This window comes from Intestinimonas butyriciproducens, from assembly GCF_016901775.1.
GTDB lineage: Bacteria > Bacillota > Clostridia > Oscillospirales > Butyricicoccaceae > Pseudobutyricicoccus.
In genome coordinates, this window is sequence record NZ_JACJKW010000004.1 from 111,644 (window position 1) to 131,766 (window position 20,123).

The 20,123-nt window shown below is 47.0% G+C and carries 23 protein-coding genes; 1 reads left to right on the forward strand and 22 read right to left on the reverse strand.

The window, feature by feature from the left end:
• Positions 1-3: 3 nt before the first annotated feature.
• The 7 genes from H6A25_RS03375 to H6A25_RS03405 form a co-directional block, all read right to left on the reverse strand.
• The gene (locus tag H6A25_RS03375) at positions 4-951 is read right to left on the reverse strand and encodes a helix-turn-helix domain-containing protein (protein WP_204750597.1); all 948 of its coding nucleotides are present in this window, start codon (positions 949-951) and stop codon (positions 4-6) included.
• 595 nt (positions 952-1,546) lie between these two features.
• Positions 1,547-1,915: a hypothetical protein gene (locus tag H6A25_RS03380; RefSeq protein WP_178611223.1), complete on the reverse strand. Its 369-nt coding sequence runs from the start codon at positions 1,913-1,915 to the stop codon at positions 1,547-1,549.
• Between the two features lie 11 nt (positions 1,916-1,926).
• Positions 1,927-3,159: an ABC transporter permease subunit gene (locus H6A25_RS03385; RefSeq protein ID WP_204750628.1), complete on the reverse strand. Its 1,233-nt coding sequence runs from the start codon at positions 3,157-3,159 to the stop codon at positions 1,927-1,929.
• A complete protein-coding gene (locus tag H6A25_RS03390) occupies positions 3,143-4,045 on the reverse strand; it encodes an ABC transporter ATP-binding protein (RefSeq protein ID WP_204750598.1) in 903 nt (300 codons plus the stop codon). The genes H6A25_RS03385 and H6A25_RS03390 overlap by 17 nt, the downstream gene beginning before the upstream one ends.
• A 109-nt stretch (positions 4,046-4,154) precedes the next feature.
• The gene (locus H6A25_RS03395) at positions 4,155-5,561 is read right to left on the reverse strand and encodes a sensor histidine kinase (protein WP_204750599.1); all 1,407 of its coding nucleotides are present in this window, start codon (positions 5,559-5,561) and stop codon (positions 4,155-4,157) included.
• Positions 5,551-6,255 (reverse strand): response regulator transcription factor, encoded by a 705-nt coding sequence (locus H6A25_RS03400; protein ID WP_204750600.1) that lies wholly within the window; start codon positions 6,253-6,255, stop codon positions 5,551-5,553. Before H6A25_RS03400 ends, H6A25_RS03395 begins: the two co-directional genes overlap by 11 nt.
• Entirely contained in the window at positions 6,252-6,446 is a 195-nt protein-coding gene (locus H6A25_RS03405; RefSeq protein ID WP_204750601.1) for a helix-turn-helix domain-containing protein, read from the reverse strand. The genes H6A25_RS03400 and H6A25_RS03405 overlap by 4 nt, the downstream gene beginning before the upstream one ends.
• Before the next feature lie 141 nt (positions 6,447-6,587).
• Between H6A25_RS03405 and H6A25_RS03410 the strand changes: the two genes are divergently transcribed.
• Positions 6,588-6,956, forward strand: a complete 369-nt coding sequence (locus tag H6A25_RS03410; protein WP_055163974.1) for a helix-turn-helix domain-containing protein — start codon at positions 6,588-6,590, stop codon at positions 6,954-6,956.
• A gap of 384 nt (positions 6,957-7,340) precedes the next feature.
• Here the strand turns inward: H6A25_RS03410 and H6A25_RS03415 are convergent, their stop codons facing one another.
• The 15 genes from H6A25_RS03415 to H6A25_RS03485 all read right to left on the reverse strand — a co-directional run bounded on the left by H6A25_RS03415 (position 7,341) and on the right by H6A25_RS03485 (position 20,121).
• The gene (locus tag H6A25_RS03415; protein ID WP_204750602.1) at positions 7,341-8,765 is read right to left on the reverse strand and encodes a relaxase/mobilization nuclease domain-containing protein; all 1,425 of its coding nucleotides are present in this window, start codon (positions 8,763-8,765) and stop codon (positions 7,341-7,343) included.
• A gap of 72 nt (positions 8,766-8,837) precedes the next feature.
• Positions 8,838-9,320, reverse strand: a complete 483-nt coding sequence (locus H6A25_RS03420) for a LuxR C-terminal-related transcriptional regulator (protein WP_204750603.1) — start codon at positions 9,318-9,320, stop codon at positions 8,838-8,840.
• A gap of 591 nt (positions 9,321-9,911) precedes the next feature.
• Positions 9,912-12,539 (reverse strand): ABC transporter permease, encoded by a 2,628-nt coding sequence (locus H6A25_RS03425; protein WP_204750604.1) that lies wholly within the window; start codon positions 12,537-12,539, stop codon positions 9,912-9,914.
• Positions 12,540-12,552: 13 nt separating this feature from the next.
• Entirely contained in the window at positions 12,553-13,218 is a 666-nt protein-coding gene (locus H6A25_RS03430) for an ABC transporter ATP-binding protein (RefSeq protein WP_204750605.1), read from the reverse strand.
• A 140-nt stretch (positions 13,219-13,358) separates the two neighbouring features.
• Positions 13,359-13,994, reverse strand: a complete 636-nt coding sequence (locus H6A25_RS03435) for an ABC transporter ATP-binding protein (protein ID WP_204750606.1) — start codon at positions 13,992-13,994, stop codon at positions 13,359-13,361.
• A 22-nt stretch (positions 13,995-14,016) separates the two neighbouring features.
• On the reverse strand, positions 14,017-14,682 hold the full coding sequence (locus H6A25_RS03440; RefSeq protein WP_204750607.1) for a hypothetical protein: 666 nt from the start codon (positions 14,680-14,682) through the stop codon (positions 14,017-14,019).
• Positions 14,679-15,515, reverse strand: a complete 837-nt coding sequence (locus H6A25_RS03445) for a hypothetical protein (RefSeq protein WP_204750608.1) — start codon at positions 15,513-15,515, stop codon at positions 14,679-14,681. The genes H6A25_RS03440 and H6A25_RS03445 overlap by 4 nt, the downstream gene beginning before the upstream one ends.
• An 81-nt stretch (positions 15,516-15,596) precedes the next feature.
• Positions 15,597-15,989: a hypothetical protein gene (locus H6A25_RS03450; RefSeq protein ID WP_204750609.1), complete on the reverse strand. Its 393-nt coding sequence runs from the start codon at positions 15,987-15,989 to the stop codon at positions 15,597-15,599.
• 118 nt (positions 15,990-16,107) lie between these two features.
• Entirely contained in the window at positions 16,108-17,139 is a 1,032-nt protein-coding gene (locus tag H6A25_RS03455) for a sensor histidine kinase (protein WP_204750610.1), read from the reverse strand.
• On the reverse strand, positions 17,136-17,819 hold the full coding sequence (locus tag H6A25_RS03460; RefSeq protein ID WP_204750611.1) for a response regulator transcription factor: 684 nt from the start codon (positions 17,817-17,819) through the stop codon (positions 17,136-17,138). The genes H6A25_RS03455 and H6A25_RS03460 overlap by 4 nt, the downstream gene beginning before the upstream one ends.
• 164 nt (positions 17,820-17,983) lie before the next feature.
• Positions 17,984-18,187 carry a hypothetical protein gene (locus H6A25_RS03465; RefSeq protein ID WP_055163968.1) on the reverse strand — a complete coding sequence of 68 codons (204 nt, stop codon included), beginning with the start codon at positions 18,185-18,187 and terminating at the stop codon, positions 17,984-17,986.
• A 50-nt stretch (positions 18,188-18,237) separates the two neighbouring features.
• Positions 18,238-18,528 (reverse strand): CD1845 family protein, encoded by a 291-nt coding sequence (locus H6A25_RS03470; protein ID WP_204750612.1) that lies wholly within the window; start codon positions 18,526-18,528, stop codon positions 18,238-18,240.
• Positions 18,528-18,833: a hypothetical protein gene (locus H6A25_RS03475; RefSeq protein WP_204750613.1), complete on the reverse strand. Its 306-nt coding sequence runs from the start codon at positions 18,831-18,833 to the stop codon at positions 18,528-18,530. Before H6A25_RS03475 ends, H6A25_RS03470 begins: the two co-directional genes overlap by 1 nt.
• 138 nt (positions 18,834-18,971) lie before the next feature.
• Positions 18,972-19,310, reverse strand: coding sequence for a plasmid mobilization protein (locus tag H6A25_RS03480; RefSeq protein ID WP_055163962.1), 339 nt, complete (start codon positions 19,308-19,310; stop codon positions 18,972-18,974).
• Between the two features lies 1 nt (position 19,311).
• Positions 19,312-20,121: a DUF3849 domain-containing protein gene (locus tag H6A25_RS03485; RefSeq protein WP_204750614.1), complete on the reverse strand. Its 810-nt coding sequence runs from the start codon at positions 20,119-20,121 to the stop codon at positions 19,312-19,314.
• Between the last annotated feature and the right edge of the window lie 2 nt (positions 20,122-20,123).

Sequence of the window (20,123 nt, forward strand, 5' to 3'; positions counted from 1 at the left end):
TATCTATTTTTTCCGGTAGTCTTTTGGGAGCATCCCATACACAGATTGAAACGCTTTAGCAAATTTGCTGGCATTGCTGTATCCAAGTTCTAAAGCTATATCCCCGATTTTCATTTTATTTTCCGAAAGCCACTGGGCTGCTAAATTCATTTTGTATTTTTTTAGATAGGCATACGGTGTGTCCCCATAGATATGGGAAAACACCAGATGAAAAACGGAGAGGTTCAAGTGTGCCTCTTTTGCCAACTGTTCCAGTGAAACTTTCTCATCCAAGTGAGAAATAAGGTATTCCCGAATAGCTTTTGTAGTCTGTATCTGCTTCTTATCAAAATATTTTAGATCGCACCCGTTGACTTGTGTCAGCTGATCCATGTGATACAGAAGCTCGATGGCCTTAATTTTGAAATAGCCGATAGGCTCCATTTCTACCGCAGTATACAATTCTGAAAAAAGATGCTTTAATTGTGGCGGGGTCTCACTGACATACCATCTTGTTTCTATTCCCAGTGTAGTTCCGATCTTATCAAGGTCAATGGGAATTGTCTGCATCATCCGACGCGTTCCGACCGAAAGTGCCTGCCGGTCTATGACAAGACTGACGCCATAATATTTTCCCAGCGGAAAAGAAAAAGAAACCGGCAAATGCTCTGTTGCTGCAACACTAAAATAGCCCTCTGGTAAATACGACACAGTATGATTGGCAAATTCGCATTCATACCGACCGGCCTGGCAGTGCGTAATCTGAATAATATCTGGATTAAACTTTTGTGTTTTCATGGACTCATCCGATTCAAAATCGAGGAAGCAAAGCTGTATTCCCTCAAACAGATTATAGTTTTTTACAATTCCCCGGCCTTTGCAGCCATAATCTACGACTACACAATCATCACTTTGCGTCAGAACTTTGGCCTGCATACCGTACCAGTCTTGATTGAAACTGGCATTTCCCATTATACTCACTCCAATCAGTTAGTCATAACTTACTGATTTTATAATAACACACGCCTGGACGAAATTCAAGAAAATAGCCCGTTCATGTTTTAACGAGTCCAGATTCGGGATAAGACTGGCAAACCTGCAAATAGATGTCAAGAGTTAAACCGAGAAAAATCGTACTTTACACTTTGCGCTCAAAAGCAGGCATGACAAATGGACCTGCAAACGAAGCCATTTTGCAGATCTGTGTTTTTGTAATGCTGCGCATTGTATGAACTGACACCGCCGTCAGCAGTATATAAGAATGGCTGGCTATGCGACACAGCCGGTTTGTGAATCCAGCGTGTTTAGATAAGCAGATGGGGGCCGGTTGGCGGCCAAGCTTTTTTTGGCAGGTAAATTCCTGCCGAATTATGTCGAAGCTGTTCTCGCTTCACGGCGGCTCCCTCCTAAAGCCGCCGTTACCGTCGAAACAGGGTCGTCACTCTTTGGGCATAAGGAACGGCGGCCTTGATTTTGTCAAAGCCGCCGCTGGTCGTATGGGCGTGTCAAAGGGCTGCTGAACGACGGCTTTTTTTCTTTTGCCGTCGTCCGGCAGAGGTGCAATTACTTACTGGTCGATGAGTTTGATCTCATATACTACTGGATAGTAAAATGGAGTTTCTTCGGTAAAAGAGTCTTTTAGCGTTACGCTGATGGCATCCCCCGGATTAAAGTCAGTAATTGCGATTTTCTCTCCACTGGCATTTAACAATTTGGTGTCATCGCTGATGCCGAGAGAGTTCATGGGGTTACTATAAATTTCCGTTGTCCGTTCCACAATCAGCCGGATTTCTCCGTCTGCCTGCGTTACCGTTTCTTGCACAACCGCCTCAAATGACTTTTTAGACCATCCAGAGGGGTTGGCTATCATAACCGCAGCAACAACAATAATTGCAACCGCAGCAACAGCTATTGCGATATGTTTTTTACTTTTCATCTTTCGCCTCCTTACGAAACTTGATGTTTCCTAAATCCGATCCGGGCAAAGGGGAGCAGGATCAGCGCCAGAGCAACATACAAAACAGATCTCATTGTAAAGGCGTCCAGAACGACCGAACCGAGTTGATAAGATATATACGATCCAAAGTTCGGCTTCAGTGACTGGTAGGGGGTCAGGAAAACAAGCAGATTGTAAAGGCCGCTGGTTCCATTCGGGGTGAGGAACATGGGGATAAACAAAACCGGCATAATTACAATCAGTACCTGATAAGGGCTCCTCATTCTGGCCGACAGGAAAAGCGTCAGGGCAATCATTGCAATCAGTACCAGATAGATGACACCCAAATTGACGAGTGCCCCTTCCAAAAATGTCAGCGGATACGGAACAGTAGTCCCATTGATCTGCAAAGGAAGATTCCAGCCGTCAATCCCAAAGACAGTAAGAGGAATTGCAAATGCGACAAGGATATGAAGCGTAAACGCCAGCACTCCAAACAAAAGCGCAGCCAAAATTTTTGCGGTAGTTAATTTGGTCTTTCCGTATTTCCCGGATAGGATGACCGCATCTGTTCCAGACTGATATTCGCCGGAGAAAACAGGTGCGATTACAATGCAGATTGCCAAAACTGCAAACATCAGCAGTTCAAAGGCAGAAATAATGACTTCCCAGCCTCCAAAATAACCATACTGAAAAGGTTCTTCCACTTGGCTGTTCATATTCTGCCAATACGCTTTTTCTTCGGCAGATAAATCCTTGGATGTATCGTTCAGGATCGTTTCAATTTTATCCTGCCTTGCCTGATAGAAATCTGTCCCGTTAGAAATGTCCAAATCCGGGAGCGCATTATAGCCCACGCTTACATTTGGCTCTGCATAATTTTTGGCAATCAAGGCAAGCAAATCTTCTCGTGGGGCAATGCCGTTCCAGTAGGCACCTTCGATTAAAAATTCCTCATTCCCGTCATAGCCTATATTATCAGGATCAGCAAATAGCTCCTGTACTTCCCGAATTTGTTCAGTAATGTACTCATTTGTCAGGGGGACAGAGATTTCGGCGTACTGCTCTTTTTCGTATGCAATCCCGTCAAGCCCCCGCAGAACTCCGTCTTGATTGTAAATCTGAAACTGCAAGATTGGCAGAATGAAGAAAACGGCCGTTATGAGCAAGCTGACTGCCATCACGATCAAAGTGGATTTCTTTCGCAGGATTTTCAGAAATTCAAATTTAACCAAAGATTTCATCGCTTTCACTCCCTTCTCCTTGCATATCTTCGCTGAAATGGTACAGGAACAGATCTTCCAGACTCGGCTCGACAATATGTGCCCCCGGCGCAGGGGCCTCATCCTCTACAATACGCAGACGAACTTGACTGCCCTCGTGGTGAAGGTTGACGACCCGGAGATTTCTGCTATATTTTGCGGCATCCCGCTCAGTCACCATGACCTCCCACACTTTGCCTCGCATACTTTCCGTAACAGTTTCCATCGGCCCTTGGAGCAAAATTTTTCCCTGCTTCATCATCAGAATGGTATCTGCGATATACGAAACATCCGAAACAATGTGGGTAGACAGGATTACAATTTTGTCTTTGGCAAAGTCGGAGATAATATTGCGGAAGCGAACCCTTTCTTTAGGGTCAAGGCCCGCAGTCGGTTCATCCAAAATCAGGATGTCGGGGTCATTCAGTTCTGCCTGCGCGATTCCCAACCGCTGTTTCATGCCGCCGGAATACGAACGAATTTTCTTACCTGCTACATCATGTAAGTTTACCAGTTCTAATAATTCCTCTGTACGGGCTGTTGCCGCTTTTTTATCCATCCCTTTTACTGCGGCCATATAGAGCATAAACTCGCGGGCCGTAAAATCAGGATAGAAGCCAAAGTCCTGTGGCATATAGCCCAGATGTGTGTAATACTGCTCGCCCAATGTCTGAATTGTTTTTCCATCCAGACGGATACTGCCGGAAGTAGGTTTCAGAACACCGCAGATCATCCGCATCAATGTGGTTTTGCCAGCCCCATTTGCGCCAAGCAATCCGTACACACCAGGTTCCAAATTGACACTCACATCATCAACAGCAGTTTTGGCTCCGTATTGCTTACGCAAATGCTGTAATTGTAGCTTCATAACAAACCTCCTGTTCGTTTTGAATTTAGTCCAATAAGAAATGGGTGAACTATGGTTATAGCATAGCTCACCCATCTTAGGTCTGACTTTTCTGTATCTTAATTTAACCTTAATTCACTGGGAGACGAATTGAAAATTCAGTCCCCTCGCCAATTTTGCTCTTAACGGCAATCTCGCCTCCATGAAGGACAATGATCTGCTTCGCAATCGCAAGGCCCAATCCGCTGCCCTCTATTTTTTCCTTTGTGTTTGTCCCCCGATAGTACCGGGTAAAAAGTTCGGCCTGCTCGGCTTCGCTTATGCCGATGCCGTTATCACGGACAGAAATATAAATATTCTCTTTTTCTTTCAGCACAGATACAATCACTTTTGTGGCCGGCGGATTGTGAACAAGTGCATTGATAACAAGATTGCTTATCGCCCGATGGAACAAATCGGGATCAATCGAAACTGTAAACTCAGGAAGGTCGCACGCAAACTCTATGTTCCTATCAGAAAACGTCGGATCATTTGCAATGTCAATTACCAATTCTTTCAGATAGCGCACCAGTCGTACCGGCTGCGGACGAAATGGGAAAGCACCAGATTCCAGTTGATAGGTCAGTTTCAAGTCATTCATCAGTTTTTCAGCGTAATCTACATTTTTCAAAATGATAGTACCATATTCCTGCGCCGTTTTGGTATCAACATCGGTTTCGTCTGCAAGCAGTTCCGCATAGCCCTTAACAGGAGAAAGCGGGGTTTTCAAATCATGAGTGATGTTCGTGATCCACTCCCGGCGTACACGGTCTGTTTCTTCTTTAATCTGATCGCTATGTCGGATTTCTTCATTCATTTTGTTCAGCGCCATATAGATACTGCCGAAAGTGCCTTTTTCAGGGATGGTTGTATAAACTCGGCGTGAAATATTTCCAATTCCCTTGGCTATTTTTCCTGTTTGATGTGTAAGCCAAATGCCATAGATTAGAAGCAGCGCACTCCCGGCAAAGATCACGCCGAACAAAGATAGGGTAAATACAGGTTTAAGGCGACCGACAACTTCACCGTTGTAGTACAACATATATTTGCCGACATCATAGGGAAAGCCAATCAGATAATTCCATGTCTGTTCATCTTCTTCAAAACTGCTGACAAAAACCGTATATCCGTCCTCATAATCGCTTGTGCTGAAGGCCATCAATTCAGATGCGGTATATTTTGTAGGAAAGTTCTCTGGCTTGTTATGGGAAATCACCTCCTGCCCGGTTTCATCAATAACCTGTAGCCACAGGCCATACTCGTCCAACCGTTCCAATCCAATATCCTCTATCTGGAGTGTTCCTTTATCATTTTTCATCCATATCGAGAAATTGTCAGTAAAGCGATTCGGCCAGGTAGCCAAACTCAATCCCTCCGGCTCCGGGATAGAAAATAAGATATAGAATAGTCCTATCCCAGCGCCAATAAACAGAATTATCAAAACAAGAAACAATGCAACTATCCGAAGCAACGGATTCAACTTCCATTTATCTTTCATAGGGGTTCACCAACTTATAGCCTAAGCCTTTCATCGTGATAATGTATTTTGGGGTTGCTGGATTATCCTCAATCTTTTCACGCAGATGTCGGATATGTACCATCATGGTGTTATCACATCCAAAGCTGTCCTCGCCCCAAATTCTTTCATATAAGCGTTCCCGACTAATAACACGGCCTCTATTCTGCGCCAGATCATGCAAAATCTCAAATTCCTTTGCGGTCAGCTCTAAGTCTTTTCCGTTTTTGAAAGCGCGGCAGCCATCAGGATCAATCGTCAGCTCTCCAATAGTAATTGCGTGGGGCTGTTCTGCACTCTGCCTGTATTCTGCCCGCCGCAGTTGAGCTTTCACTCGGAAAGCAACTTCTTTGGGACTAAATGGTTTCGTCACATAGTCATCGCCGCCTACGGCCAGCCCAAGAATTTTGTCCACTTCATCATTTTTGGAAGAAAGGAACAGGATCGGGCAATGTGAAAATTGCCGAATACGTTTGCATACCTCATACCCATCAATATCAGGCAGCATTACATCCAGAATGATGACATCCGGGTTTTCTATTTTGCAGGTACTTACAGCGTTATTCCCGCTATCGACTTTCAGAATGTTGTGGAACCCCTCTATCGTTAAAGCCTTTTCCAACAAGCCTAAAATATCTGGCTCATCGTCAACGATCATTATTTTATATTCGCTCATACTATATCCTCCTTGGGGGGATTATTGTTCTTAATGCGTCTGTCGATGGGTTTAGTTGCCCCCTTTGGAATTAGCCAGACACCGGCCATTTTCACTGCGCCGGGAATGCGGCCCGCAGCGCAATAGTAGTTCACCCGTCGAGAGGTCACACCCCATTTTTCGCTTGCCTCTTTCAAAGTCATATAGTCCATATTCAGCCCTCCACATACAACATTATAGTTCTTTTGCTCGAACAAAGCAAGTAGGCACGAATTATAAAATGAAGCAAAAGCGCATATCACATCATTCCCAGCACATCCTATGAACAATAGAATGTAATAGGGTGATGTGATATGCCGAATGTAAAAGATTGCCCTGGATTTGAAACCTTCGGAGCGGATGTTCAGCAGGCGCGTGAAGCTGTGAAAATGTCCCGCCGGGAGCTGGCCGAAAAGGTCGGCATCGACCCGCGCTATCTTGCAAATATTGAGCTGTGCGGCACAATACCAAGCGTGCCAGTTGTGATGCAGCTCATCCGCATTTGCAAGCTGCCCGCAGAACGCTACTTCAACCCGGAGCTGCTTCGGGAGGACAGTGAGCAGCGCCAACGGACAAGCCACAAATTACAGCTTTGCCCGGAGAAGTATCTGCCCATTGTGGAAGGTGTCATTGACGGAGCCATCAAATTGAAAGATGCGGATGATGAGAAGGAGGATGTGTAAGCGTCCTCTTTTCTCATCTGAAGAAATACCGCCCGAAAGGGCATAAATACGGGGTACGAGAAACCGGCAAGCAATGCCTCGTGGGACCCACCGAGGCCAAACCTGGGATTTTCGCTGGCGCGAAGATCCCAGGTTGCTTGTTGAGGGCGCTGCCCCCAAGCCCCCATAAACAGCTCCATTCTGGAGCTGGCTGCGCGTTCCGATGGAACGCTTTTTCCATCGCCATGGCGATGGATAGCACAGGATAGAACCCGCATCAAGAGCAAGCCGCCGGTGGGCGGTGCTTCGCACTCTTGACCCGGTTTCCGTCCTGCGCCGGTGAGCAGACAAGAGGGAAAGCCGCCGCAGGCTTTCCCTCCCGAAAAGCCCAAATCCATGAGCCGGTCATCGTCCCTGGCTCTGCTCCTGGGCATGGCCTTTCTCTGTCTGTTTTTCTTCCTCATAGCCCATGATGCGGTCCACATTGGCCTTAATGGTCAGAAGCTCCTTCATCTCATCACGGGCCTTTCGGTAGCCGGAATAGGCTGCCTTCTTTTGTGCCATCAGCTCCGCATATTCCGCCTGCAAGCTCTTGACGGTAGGGAGCTTTTTCATTCCCAGCTCATCAAATGCTTTCTTTGCTGTCTGGTGTAAAAGGATGTCCGCCTCATGCTCGGCGCGAAACTTTTTTGAATATCCGGCTTTGCGATAGGCAACATATACCTCCCGTGTTTTGGCATAGTTGATGATGTGGGTGCGGAGGACCGCAATCTCCGTCATTCGCTTTTCCGCCGCTTTGATCTGCGCGGACAATTCATTGTACCGGGCGGTGGCTGCCGCCGTCTTTTCAGACAGCACTTTGTAATCAAGCAGCTTATGCTCGGAGAGATAATTCATAGTCTGTGCCATCTGCTTCAGATTGAAGCCGGTGGCCCATCGCTGATAACCGGCTCCCTTGCCAGCGCGGAGCTTTTCCTGAATATCGACCATCAGGCTCACAGCCTGTTTCGGCTCCGGCCGGGGCGTGGTCCTGGTGGGGGTATGTTTCTTTTCTCCGGCCAGAACCGCACGAAGCTCTGCTTCACTGTACCCTTTGCCCAGCTTCTTACTCATGCGGGCAGCATTGTCCCAGCCAGGCGCTTTGAGGCTGTACGACTGCCCACGGTGGGACACCTCGCATCCCATCCCTTCCAACAGCTTCAGCAGGGCATCAAAGTCGGCTGGCTTCTGCTCCAGGGCCTGGTCGATCATCACACACAGCGTCTCTCGCTGGGACTGTTTAGCCCGATCCCCCAGCCACTTGTTATAGCTCTTTCCATGTGGCTTCGGGTTCTCCACAATAGAGTATCCGTTCTCAATGCAGATGGTGTCATTGAGCCGCCGGACCGCGCGGGTGCTGCCCCAAAAATTCCGAAACTTCCGTTGATAGTCCAAGGCGGTGGCATCGAAAATGATGTGGTTATGGATGTGCTTTTTATCAATATGAGTGCAGACAATAAAAGCGTGTTTTCCCTTGGTAAAACGCCGCGCCAGCTCACAGCCCAGCCGGTTTGCTTCTTCCGGCGTAATCTCACCAGGGACAAAGGACTGCCGGAGATGATAGGCAATCACATCGTCCTCGCCCCGTACCCGGCCGGTGGCGGCGATGTACTGACGCTTATTGAAAAGGAACTCCGCATCCGCGATCCGGCTGTCGCATTGAAAGCTGGTAATGAGTCTGCCGTTATCTGTTTTCTGCGGATTTTGAACATAGTCAATGATGTCGCTGATGGCTGTCCCTACCGTCCGGCCTTTGCCGGTGTGCAGGGGCATGAGCCGCGTGGTTGCCATGAAATAACCTCCTTCCATGATGAGGGCGGCCTGCATCTGCAAACCACCCTGTTGATAGTTACTTATTCTGTCTTAACGCAGTTTGCGGAGCTTACGGAGCGCCGCAGCGATAGAATTGGACACGCTGGCTTTAGACAATCCTTCATCTCTGGCGATCTCTGTGATGGATTTTCCCTCGGCCAAATACATCCAGATCCGGCGATACTGCCTGGCGGTCAGAAGGGCCTTCACCCTGGCCATGCGCTCCTGGCACAGAGCCTTCCGAGCGGCTTCGATTTCATCAGCCAGAAGCTCACGGAAATAAGCATCCTCCGCAGACTCCACCGCACTTGCCGCGCTTATGTTTTCATCCAGAGGAACCCCATTGTCATAGTAGCCGCGCCCCTGGCGTTCCGTCTCATAATAATCCTCATCGGACCATTGTTTCCAGCGGAGAAATTCTTCCTCACTGGAAAAGTCTGCGCGGGTGAGCCGGATGTGTCCATTCACGCTTATGTAAATGATGCTATCTTTCTCGCGCTTATTCTGCGCGTATTCACTTTTCTTATTGAACATACTTGTCCTCCATTTCAATTCAGGGGTTAGCGGGTGAATGGTGAATTGAAATGGGAATGGCGGGGACCGGCAGCCTACGGAGAACCGCAGGATATGACAAAAAACGCCTGACTGGTCATACGCCAGCCAGACGCTATCTGGTGTGTTTTGCCGCTTACCTACATGGTATAGTTCATCTTCTTGGGCATTAGTCCCCAATACTGGGGACAGGCTTTTTTTGGCAGGTAGTTTTCTGCCGGATTATGTTGAAGCTGTTCTCGCTTCACGGCGGCTCCCTCCTAAAGCCGCCGCTACATTCAGCACAGGGTCGTCATCCTCATAAGGGCATGGAGAACGGCGGCCTTGATTTATTCAAAGCCGCCGCAATAATGGCATGGACAATATCTGCTGAACGACGGCTTTTTTTCTTTTGCCGTCGCCCGGCAGATTGTTCGTTACTTTTTGCTTATTATAAACATCAATTCTCGCAGAAATCTCACAGCAAATAGCTTTTTCGACACAAAAACAGGCTGAAATCTCGCAAACTTGTGACAATTAGAAAAACCGAAGGCAAAAACTGCCCTCGGCTTTCTAATTTGCTTATCTCTCAGCTTATTCCGATGTACGCAGGCGTTCCACAACAGTACCTTTGTTGAAGAAGCGCAGGACAATGACCGGGATCACCGCCGCCAAGAGCAGATATACCAGTGCGATAATCAATGCCGGAACCAAAGTGAAATGCAGCGTGAAGTACCACATCGAGGACGAGTTCAAAACACTTTTCAGGACGGTCAGGCCAATCATAGCTGCAAAAATGATACCGACTATATCGGCGGCTCCCGCATAATAAAGCCCCTCATAGACCATCATGCGGCGGAGTTGTCGGTTCGTCATGCCAATGCTCTGCATGGTAGCAAATTCATGGTGGCGGGTGATAATGTTGGTAATCATCATATTGGTAAAGTTGATTAACCCGGCAAAAGCCATAATCACACCAATCATACCACCTACAAGCAATACGATATTCCCGATAGAGGCAAGCTGCTGTTTCATTAGCGCCGTAGAAGTATAGGAAACAGAAGAATTGTTGCTTGTAAAATCGTTCAGAAAACCGTCAATCTGCTGCTCGTAACCGTCAGTAGCATCAAATCCATAGCTGAATAGAGTGGCATTGTCATAAAACTGTCCGAACATTTCATCTGTCATGTAGATAAATGGTGCGTCCCCACCTATGCGTGATGCAGCTAATGCACCAGAAGAGGTTTCATATTCATAAGGAGTCATATTTGCGATTGCAAGCACAGTACAGGTTTTTACTAATTCACCATTCTTATAAAATGATATACTATCCCCCATTTGAAATTGTTCGCCAAATACCCCAAAGTCCGGCTCGCCAGTCAGCTTATCCATGTAATAGCCAATAATCACATATTCCCCGGTGTGCATCTTCTGTTTGAGCGTGTCAATATTTTTTTCTCCGTCATAAACCGTTATATCATCCCAAAATGCATCAGACACACCAAAAACATTTCCATACCATTGATTTCCCGCATCTGGCGCAATAGCTACGCGTGCATTACTACCATAAGCAAAAGTACGTCCATTCCACTCGTCAGTACCTTCAATCGTAAAGATTTCAATACCGTAATCTACGGTTACATCTGTATCATCCAAGGTATTCCGATACAAGTATCTTCCATTTTCTACACCGGCTTGTTGGTTTATCAATTCCGGCACAGCCAAAGGCAGTCCATCCTCGTGATACATAAACGGAGCAGTTTGATTGACGGCAGTGGAATTGTAGACAGTATAATCTGTTTTTGTTTGTCGGCTGATCCATTTGTTTTCATCCATACTTTGAGTAATTACAAAAGCAGAATTAAGCAAGACAATACACAAGAGCATGGAAATCACAATGAAAATTGTACGCCGCTTACTCCGGCCTAAGTTTGCAAGAGCCATACGGGGCAGCTTTGCTCCCTGTGTCCGTTTTGTTACTTTCTTCTTGATATTTTCCTGCCCGGTATAGCGGATCGCTTCTAATGGGGATACCTTTGCTGCCTTTTTTGCGGGTTTCCGGGTACTGATAAATACAGTCAGGATAGTAAACAAAGCAGCTATTACAAAAATCAACGGAGATAGCGATACTTCGGTTGCGTTCAAAGCGTTATATCTTAAAAACTCCATGACAACGGGGAGAAGCGCCCAACTCACAAGAAATCCCGCAACCAAGCCGATGGGCAGACCAATCACCGTCAGCCAAACGGCCTGACGGTTTACCAGCTTTTTGATCTGCCGGGTAGAACATCCGATTGTCCGAAGAAGCCCGTACTGCTGAACATCCTGCATGACAGAAATATCAAAAATATTATAAATCAGCAAGTACCCGCAAGCCATAAAGAGAAGCACAAACCCTACAACGGCAACCGCCATAAGCGGATCTATGGATTGTACGGTTACATCATTCTCTGCACAGAGAATATAATTGCTTGCATTCATATCATCGGTGTTCCCGCCAACGGAACGGGCAAATTCCTGTAACTGGCCCTTTACATCCGTCTTATTTTTCAAAACCACATCGGACAGATAGGTGCCAGCCATTTCTCTATCTTCCGCAAAGGTATTACGGAATAAATCGGGGTTTTCCTCAACAAACTTTTCAGACACAATCATTAGGCTGCTAACATCGTTCGCTGCTTCCCACCAGCCAGAAAGTACCATGTCAAAATGATAGGTCTGGCCCCGCAACTCAAACTCAACGGGAACCTGTGCGCCAATTTCGGCTTCAATTCCCAGGGCTTCCAAAGCAAGATCGCTGGTGGAAATCTCATTCGCTGCTTGCGGAGCCTCCCCGTGTGTCGGCATACAGAAAGTCAATTCCTGCTGAATGGCGTCAGCATAATCAATTTCAATGCTGTGTCCGGGCGAATTTGTTGCAAAACCAATAACCTGCCTGCATCCGGCCTGCTCAACAAAATCGCTGTTGATAAGCTGCTCATATTGAGCTTCGGTCATATAGCGAATATCGCCGTCTGCTTTACTGCCTTTTTGCATCTGCATGGAGAGTTGAAGCGAAGATACCATACTGAAAGCAAGGGATGTAATAGAGGTAAACAGGAACGCCGTTAAAAAGATGGCTAAAATTGCGGCGATATTCCGCACTTTGTTTTTCTTAAAATATCTCTTTGAAAGGCGTTTGATAACGGCCATGTTATTGTTGCCAAACAAAATATCATTCATCTATGGCACCCCCTCACTCCATGATTTTCCCGTCCTCAATACGGATAATCCGATCTGCAAGCTGGGCGATCTCGCTGTTATGGGTAATCATGACAAGCGTCTGATGGAATTTCTGGCTGGTGACTTTCAACAGGCCCAGAACATCGCTGCTCGTCCGGCTGTCAAGATTGCCCGTCGGTTCGTCTGCCAGCACGATAGCCGGTTTTGAAATAAGAGCGCGGGCAATGGCGACACGCTGCTGCTGGCCGCCGGAAAGATTGTTCGGCATATTGTTCAGCTTATCTTCCAAGGCCAGCATCCGAACGACTTCCTGCATGAATTTCTTATCTACTTTGTCGCCGTCCAGTTCCACGGGCAAGGCAATATTCTCATAGACGTTGAGGACAGGGACAAGGTTGTAGTTTTGGAATATAAAGCCGATTTTCCGTCTGCGGAAAATGGTAAGCTGCTCGTCATTCAGAGTAGATAAATCTCTGCCATCCACAATGACCTTGCCGGAAGTGGGAACATCCAGACCGCCAATCATATTCAGCAGTGTGGATTTGCCGCTGCCGGATGTGCCGACAATGGCGACAAATTCTCCGAGTTCCACCGAGAGAGAAACGCCGTCCAGAGCCTTTGTAATGTTCGGCTCGTCTCCATAGTATTTTTTCAAATCTGTTGTCTGTAAAATAGTCATAAGTTCTACCACCTTTCTTTTTGATGGTTCCATTGTAAAGGTAAATCCTCGCAGAAATGTCACGATGGTTCTTGAATTTCCTATTAAAACGCCTTGAAATGTCACAATCCTGTGACATTTCAAGAATAGAGTTTGCACACTTAATTTGCAGCAATTAGTTGTCCTTCCTCCATACGATAGATGTGATTACATATTGCATCTATATCCTCTCTGTGGTGAGAAGTAATAACAATCAATTTTCCGTCTTTGCGGTATTGAAGCAATAAATTACGCACAAGTAAAACCGTATCCTCGTCCAAAGCATTAAACGGCTCGTCCAAGATCAAAATATCGGGGTTCTCCATAATCGCTTGAATAATCCCTATTTTCTGCTTCATACCAAGAGAGTATTTTTTGACAGTCTGTTTAGAATTTGGTTCCAGCGAAAACTTTGTCATCAGAGTTTTAATTTTATCATCGGCAACACGATGTCTAATTTCTGCCAACATCTTCAAGTTTTCAAAGCCCGTCAAATAATTCAGAAAATCCGGCTTTTCAATTATCAGCCCTAAGTTCGGAGGAAAAGAAATATCGTGATGCAGTGTCTTTCCGTCCACTGAAATACTGCCCTTTGTAGGGCGGATCAGCCCGGCAATTTCACGCAGCAGCATGGTTTTGCCGCTACCGTTTTTACCGACAATACCATAAATATTCCCGCTTACAAATTCACAGGAAATATCTTTAAGAACCATAGCCCCATTTATCTTTTTCGATAGTGCTTCGACCTTTATATTCATTTAGCTTCCTCCTACCTCGATACTAAAAAATATCCTCATTCTGAGTTACGACCAATAAAGTGCCTGTCAGGATAATCAGAATGACCGGCATGGCAATAACCCACATTGTTCCATTGCAGAACATCCATGAAAACACAAGGTTTATTTCAATTCCAAATTGCTGATCCAGCTCCGGGATAATCGTAAGCACTTCTAATACGAAAATCAGATATACCATAATGTAAGAAGCGGACTTCATCAGCTTATTGTTACTCTTTTTCAAGATTACAGAGCCATTTACCATAATCAGAAACCCAAGCAGGAAGCGGACATACCACGATAAAAGATAGATCGCATCCGCGCCGGAAAATACGCCCCCAAACTTAAACAGGGAAAAGAATATTATCAGGATAAACCAGACCGTTAAATATACAAATCCCAAAAAGTATTGCTGGAGCAGTTGTAAAATCAGCGCAGGTATTCTTCCCTTAGTGCGAATGATTGTGACCGGCATCATGCTTCTGTCAATTAACAGTGCCCCAAACAGAAACGGCGGCGTCAAAAGGAATACAACTAATTTGTCGAAGAAAAGGTTCGAAAACCATGTGCTTTGCCCATCAGTAAACATAGTCAGGCAGAAAAGCATTGCCGAAAATAGCGACAAGCACCCACCCGCATAAATTAAGAATTTCCGATGTAGTACAATCATAAGGCATCCCTATTCCTGCGGCATCCAATGAACGCCACTATGACATCAACAGCAAAAAGAGAAGCAAAGACCAGCACTACATCAGCCGTAGTAATACAGGTGGAAAGGGCGCTGGCTGCTCTGGGCTGGATAATGATGGACAGATTATATTGCATATAATTTGCAAGCAACAATCCCTCTGCATAGTTGACTACATAAAGGATAAGAAACGGTGCCAGAAAAGCAATTAAGCGATTTTGAAATCTGAAAATCATGTGTATTCCAAGAACTAAAACAGACATCAACGCAATCGCCAAGGCATTGAGAAAACTATATGCCAGTTCCATCATTATCGGGCTAATTTGATATAGATTTCTTGCAAGTGATCCTTCTTTGGGAACAAGGAAGTTATATTGTTCCGTCAGAGGTGCATCTGCGGAAAAACATAAGTTCGTCACAATTAAATTCACAATGAAGATCAGCAGAAAATTAAAAAGGGTCACAATAAAAACAGAGGCGATTTTTGAAATCAAATACTGTGTTCTGCTTTTTCGGACAATCAGCAGTTCATATATTGATGTTTTCCTCTCGTTAATGAAAATCAAACCTGTTGATAAAACAGGAAACACAAACAGCAAAGTCCGATATACGGTATGTCCCCAGCCGGACGAGTTCATCAGCAACCAAAATTGAAAAGGATTTGCGCCCACTTGTTCAGAAAAGCCCGGCTGCCCTCCATATACGAAACGCACAAACAGAGAATCAGATATAGCAACAATTCCCATAAGCAACAAAGTAATCTGTACTAATCGGTTTTTATATATCTTTTTTACATCTGAAACAAAGTATGACATCAAGAACTCCTTTCAGTTAATATAGGGGCAAAGAAGTATCAACTACCTTTGCCCCTACACGATAAACAATCACTTAGTTTATTAGTTTGGCGTCCAAGAGCCAGATACTTTAACCGATGTGGCTAAATCAACGGGGTTGTCTAAATTCAAGACAACATTTTCGCCAATTTGAGGCTGCTTCGTATAAGTCACACTGCTCGTCCCAATGCCAACCTGATTGTAAGGGCTGGAATAGTTGGTTCCTGTCGAATCGCCCTCTGTCCATGCACAGACCTGATCTGTACCTGAACCAATGGAATCAATCGTAATCGAAAAGTTTTTGGCATCCGTTGCTTTTCTTACCGTACTAACCTCTGTGTCGCCCTGATGAGCTGGTAGGGTTGCTGAAAAACTTGCCGATGCCGCAAAAGCAGTAATAGAAAGCCCCAGTGTAAGTACACATCCCAAAGCGATTGCCGTGATCTTTTTCCTCATAGTACCCCTCCTTTCTTTTTTATTTACATCATTATAAATGGTAATCCTCGCAGAAATGTCACAGCCGTTCGATAATTTTGCTATAAATCGCCCCGAAATGTCACAATTCTGTGACATTTCAAGAATGGGGCAGGAACACCGAAAAGGTAGAGCCAGAGCCAACTTCCGAGGCAACGCGGATAAAGCCCCCTTGCCGGGTGATAATCTCACGGGTAAGATATAGGCCGATCCCGATGCCGGGTGCGTCATGTACCCTGTCCTCACGATAGAACCGCTTGAAAATCGTTCCTTGATGTTGTTCTGGAATACCAATGCCCGTATCGGAAATATCAATCTTCACATACATTTCCCAGCACACCACAGCCACATGGATTTTCCCGCCCTCTGGCGTGTACTTCACCGCATTATCCAGAATGTTGAACAGGGCTTCGGTTGTCCATTTTCGATCATGGGCTACCGTTACCGTTTCCGGGCAATCTACCGTGACCGCAATCTTTTTCTGTTCTGCGTTCAGCAGAATACCACCCAGCGCCGCAGCAAGGGTATCATAGATGGCCTGTGGCTTCGGCTCCAAAGCAATTACACCGGCTTCAAGCCGCGATGTTTTAATCATTGCCTGCATGAGAAAATCCAGCTTGTCTAACTGGCTGTCCATAGCCAGAAGAAATTCTCTCTGCTTTTCCGGCGTTACAGTTTGTTCCAACAAAGTGGCATCCAGCATTTTCAGGTTTGCAATCGGCGTTTTGACCTGATGGGAGATATCCGAAATCAATTCCTGCAAGTCGGCTCGTTCCTTTGCAATACTGCTTTTGCTTTCCCGCAGCACTTCATAGAGCCGGGAAAGCCGGTGCTGGATTTTATAAAACAGGTTTTCTTCCTCTGTGTACTGCGGCGGGGCCTGATCTGCTGACATCATATCGTCCAGCAGCTTGCACAGAGCGTCCGAAAACAGCGTCAATTTCCGACGCAAAAAGGCCAGAAAAGCAACCATGCACCCGGCGACGAAAACCGCATAAAGCAATCCACAGCATAGCGCCAATATGTTCCTTGTTAAAAAGTATATGGTACATGACATAGCGACCGAAAGCAGGAAAAGTGCTGCACACACGACCATACACACTTTGTTGACCGAGAGTTTATCCGTCCTCATTTGTTACCGCCCCCAATCCACATATAGCCCATGCCGTAGACGGTTTTGATATAGGCATGATCTGGATTTTCAATTTTGCTTCGTACCCGGCTGATTGTGGAAGTCAGCGCGTGTTCATCCACAAAATTTCCGTCAATATCCCACAGCTTTTCCAATAGCACCTGCCGGGTCAAAACAATCTGCGGATTTTTCGTCAGCACTTTCAAAAGCCGGTATTCCATTGGGGTAAAAGAGATGCTTTCCCCGCCCTGCGTTGCGGTCATTTCCGTAAAGTTGATAAACAGGTTGCCGTCATTGTAAAAGTCGCCGCCAGATTGTTTTCTGATCCGGGCCAGCAACGCAGACACTTTTTTCTGAAATACGCTCATGGGGAAGGGCTTTGTCACATAATCATCCGCCCCCAGTTCGTAGCCTTTGAGCATATCGCTTTCCATATCGTTCGCCGTCAGGAAGATTACAGCAGTGTCCGGGTGACTGTCCTTAATATCCCGGCAAAAATCAAACCCATTGCCGTCCGGCAGATTGATGTCAAGGACAATCAAATCGTATTCCTGTTTTCTGCAAAACCGTTCGGCAACGCTTTTTGTCAGGGCAGCATCGACTTCATAACCAGCGGCAGACAGGTTATAGCAAAGGGTATTATTCAAAAGACGGTCATCCTCAACCACTAAAATTCTCATTCGCTCACATCCTTTTCTTTATAGTGTACCAATCAAATGTCACAGAAACCTCACAGGAAAGCAAGTTTTTGAAAAAACCGTACTTCATCTTCTGATTAGCAACAAGTCTATGAATTTTCAAAACGGCCTGCATCTGCAGGCCGCCTTTGTTGATGGTATTCTGTTCAGTCTTTGCGCCGGATCACGGGAACCTGTTTTACCTTTTTTCCCACTGTCCGCCGTTCCAGAGCAAACACCATGTCGCTGGTGCGCTCAAAAAATCCAATGTCCTTTTTCCAGCTCATGCCGCATTTACAGTGCTGCAAGCCGATGAACTGCTGTTTCATTTTCCTGCCGCAGACCGGGCAGACCTTGTTGCTGGCTCCCATGCCGCCACCGCCTTTCCATGTTCCGATTATACCATATCCGGGCGGCGCGTTCACCTGTAAATGCGGTCCTGGATTGCATACCGCAATCCCTGAACCTTTCCCAGCAGCCAGGCCGCCGCAGTCGGCAGCCCCATCGGGCTGATAAGAAAGGCAATCACCAGCAGGATGATACCATTTTGCAGGGAGTAGGTCACAAGCACAGCCACCCCTAAAAGCGCCACCACAAAGGCAGCCAGCCCCAGGACCATGCCGGTACAGTATAAAAGGATGGTACAAATCCAGACAAACAGGGTCAGGGCGACCACCAGAGGCGCGGCCAAAATCTTCAAAATCAGTCTCATCACAGTCCCTCCCTCATACATTCCGCATACATCGCCTGCCGCTTCTTTTGGATTTCCCGCATTTCCTGCTTGGTGGGGTCCCGGTCCTCATCAGTGATAACATATTCCAGGTAATTCACATAGGCATCTAACAGGGCATCCCGCAGGTCCTCCGGGGTCTTGCAGAACTCGGCGCTGAACCATTCTTCCCGGAGGTTGTTCCAGGCCAGCAGCGTATAGCCCCGGCTGGTCTTTACCACCTCATAGTCAGGGTCGGCATCCAGATATGGGCCGAACACCTTCAGAACTTTCTCGTGTGTCAACATATCGTCATCAGCTCCTTTACCTCTTGCGCTGTTTTCGTTTCTGATTTCAGCATAGCGGCCATAGCTTCTTTTTGCAAGGATGCGGCCAAAAAAGAAAGCGGGGCGGCAAGCCAAAGTTCTGGCCGCCGCCCCGCACCCTTATTTCAGGGCCGCCAATGCCGAGAGGATATGTTCCGCTGCCTCCCACAGCTTTTCCTGTCCCTGCCGCAGATCTTCCAGGTCGGCATCATAGATGCGCCCTGTCTCATGGACGCGCCGGGTGAGCTGATTTAGGTTGTTGCTGCTCCGGCGCAGCAGGGATACCATCTCCCGAAGCTCCGGCAGTTCCAGACGGACCACATATCCGTCCAGGGCCATCTTCCGCAGATAGGCGGCCATATTCTGTGTGCCAAGCTGGGCCATCTTTGCCTCAATTAGTTCCCGTTCCTCCGGCGTGACGCGGAATTTCAGTTGGATTTCCCGTTCCCGGTTCGCCATGTCAACGCTCTACCTCTTTCTTTTTGGCCGAGGCAGAGCGCCGGGGAGCCGCCGGAGCCTTTTGCAGCTTCTCCCGGACAGAGGGCTTTTCCCGTTCTCCGGCAAGCTGCCGCACCTGCTTCAGAAACAGGTCGGTCAGGCCAGGATTGCAGCGGTCCACCACCAGATACTCGCTGTGCCGGTCCTTGGAGCCGCCCTCCGGCATGGGTATTGTGCTGGCCCATGCCTTATTGTCGCGGGAGATGCGCCCATCCCATTCCTTATGCCGGACTGTATTGGCCAGCACATACTGCACTCGGTCCGGCCCGAACTGTTCCAGAACATCGTTCACAGCAGCTTCGGCATCCAGACGGTTATTGCTGTAATGGCGGCTGATCGCCTGCTCGATGGCCTCCATGCAGGCGTGGCTTGCCTGAAACGAAGCGTTGTACTGTGCCATCTCCCCATGCTCGGACGCATACGCTGCCGAATGGGGATAGAGGGGCGTGTTTTTCAGTTTTTCCTGGGCCTGATACATCTCGTTTGCTCTGGTTTCGATGGTGTCCCGGATCACATCCATGTAGCCGGTTTCCAGCTTCTCAAAGTCCTTGTAAACATCGGCCAGCGGCGTGGGAGAAGCCAGAAGCGCCTTTGCCTGGGCTTCGGTCAGTTCCAATTCTTCCATGCACATCACGATGTCCTCCCGGACCGTGTACTCATAGGCATGGTTTAAGACCTCCGCCGCAGGCTGGCTTTTCAGCCAGTCGCGGTACTTATCCTGTTCAGCGGCCATCTTTTCATAAAGGGCCGTCAGCATTTCTTCCTGTGTCATGG

Bases quoted from the DNA above. Each gene is read 5' to 3' on its own strand.
- H6A25_RS03375 (WP_204750597.1), bottom strand. From the start codon at position 951: ATGGGAAATGCCAGTTTCAATCAAGACTGGTACGGTATGCAGGCCAAA.
- H6A25_RS03380 (WP_178611223.1), bottom strand. From the start codon at position 1,915: ATGAAAAGTAAAAAACATATCGCAATAGCTGTTGCTGCGGTTGCAATT.
- H6A25_RS03385 (WP_204750628.1), bottom strand. From the start codon at position 3,159: ATGAAATCTTTGGTTAAATTTGAATTTCTGAAAATCCTGCGAAAGAAA.
- H6A25_RS03390 (WP_204750598.1), bottom strand. From the start codon at position 4,045: ATGAAGCTACAATTACAGCATTTGCGTAAGCAATACGGAGCCAAAACT.
- H6A25_RS03395 (WP_204750599.1), bottom strand. From the start codon at position 5,561: ATGAAAGATAAATGGAAGTTGAATCCGTTGCTTCGGATAGTTGCATTG.
- H6A25_RS03400 (WP_204750600.1), bottom strand. From the start codon at position 6,255: ATGAGCGAATATAAAATAATGATCGTTGACGATGAGCCAGATATTTTA.
- H6A25_RS03405 (WP_204750601.1), bottom strand. From the start codon at position 6,446: ATGGACTATATGACTTTGAAAGAGGCAAGCGAAAAATGGGGTGTGACC.
- H6A25_RS03410 (WP_055163974.1), top strand. From the start codon at position 6,588: ATGCCGAATGTAAAAGATTGCCCTGGATTTGAAACCTTCGGAGCGGAT.
- H6A25_RS03415 (WP_204750602.1), bottom strand. From the start codon at position 8,765: ATGGCAACCACGCGGCTCATGCCCCTGCACACCGGCAAAGGCCGGACG.
- H6A25_RS03420 (WP_204750603.1), bottom strand. From the start codon at position 9,320: ATGTTCAATAAGAAAAGTGAATACGCGCAGAATAAGCGCGAGAAAGAT.
- H6A25_RS03425 (WP_204750604.1), bottom strand. From the start codon at position 12,539: ATGAATGATATTTTGTTTGGCAACAATAACATGGCCGTTATCAAACGC.
- H6A25_RS03430 (WP_204750605.1), bottom strand. From the start codon at position 13,218: ATGACTATTTTACAGACAACAGATTTGAAAAAATACTATGGAGACGAG.
- H6A25_RS03435 (WP_204750606.1), bottom strand. From the start codon at position 13,994: ATGAATATAAAGGTCGAAGCACTATCGAAAAAGATAAATGGGGCTATG.
- H6A25_RS03440 (WP_204750607.1), bottom strand. From the start codon at position 14,682: ATGATTGTACTACATCGGAAATTCTTAATTTATGCGGGTGGGTGCTTG.
- H6A25_RS03445 (WP_204750608.1), bottom strand. From the start codon at position 15,515: ATGTCATACTTTGTTTCAGATGTAAAAAAGATATATAAAAACCGATTA.
- H6A25_RS03450 (WP_204750609.1), bottom strand. From the start codon at position 15,989: ATGAGGAAAAAGATCACGGCAATCGCTTTGGGATGTGTACTTACACTG.
- H6A25_RS03455 (WP_204750610.1), bottom strand. From the start codon at position 17,139: ATGAGGACGGATAAACTCTCGGTCAACAAAGTGTGTATGGTCGTGTGT.
- H6A25_RS03460 (WP_204750611.1), bottom strand. From the start codon at position 17,819: ATGAGAATTTTAGTGGTTGAGGATGACCGTCTTTTGAATAATACCCTT.
- H6A25_RS03465 (WP_055163968.1), bottom strand. From the start codon at position 18,187: ATGGGAGCCAGCAACAAGGTCTGCCCGGTCTGCGGCAGGAAAATGAAA.
- H6A25_RS03470 (WP_204750612.1), bottom strand. From the start codon at position 18,528: ATGAGACTGATTTTGAAGATTTTGGCCGCGCCTCTGGTGGTCGCCCTG.
- H6A25_RS03475 (WP_204750613.1), bottom strand. From the start codon at position 18,833: ATGTTGACACACGAGAAAGTTCTGAAGGTGTTCGGCCCATATCTGGAT.
- H6A25_RS03480 (WP_055163962.1), bottom strand. From the start codon at position 19,310: ATGGCGAACCGGGAACGGGAAATCCAACTGAAATTCCGCGTCACGCCG.
- H6A25_RS03485 (WP_204750614.1), bottom strand. From the start codon at position 20,121: ATGACACAGGAAGAAATGCTGACGGCCCTTTATGAAAAGATGGCCGCT.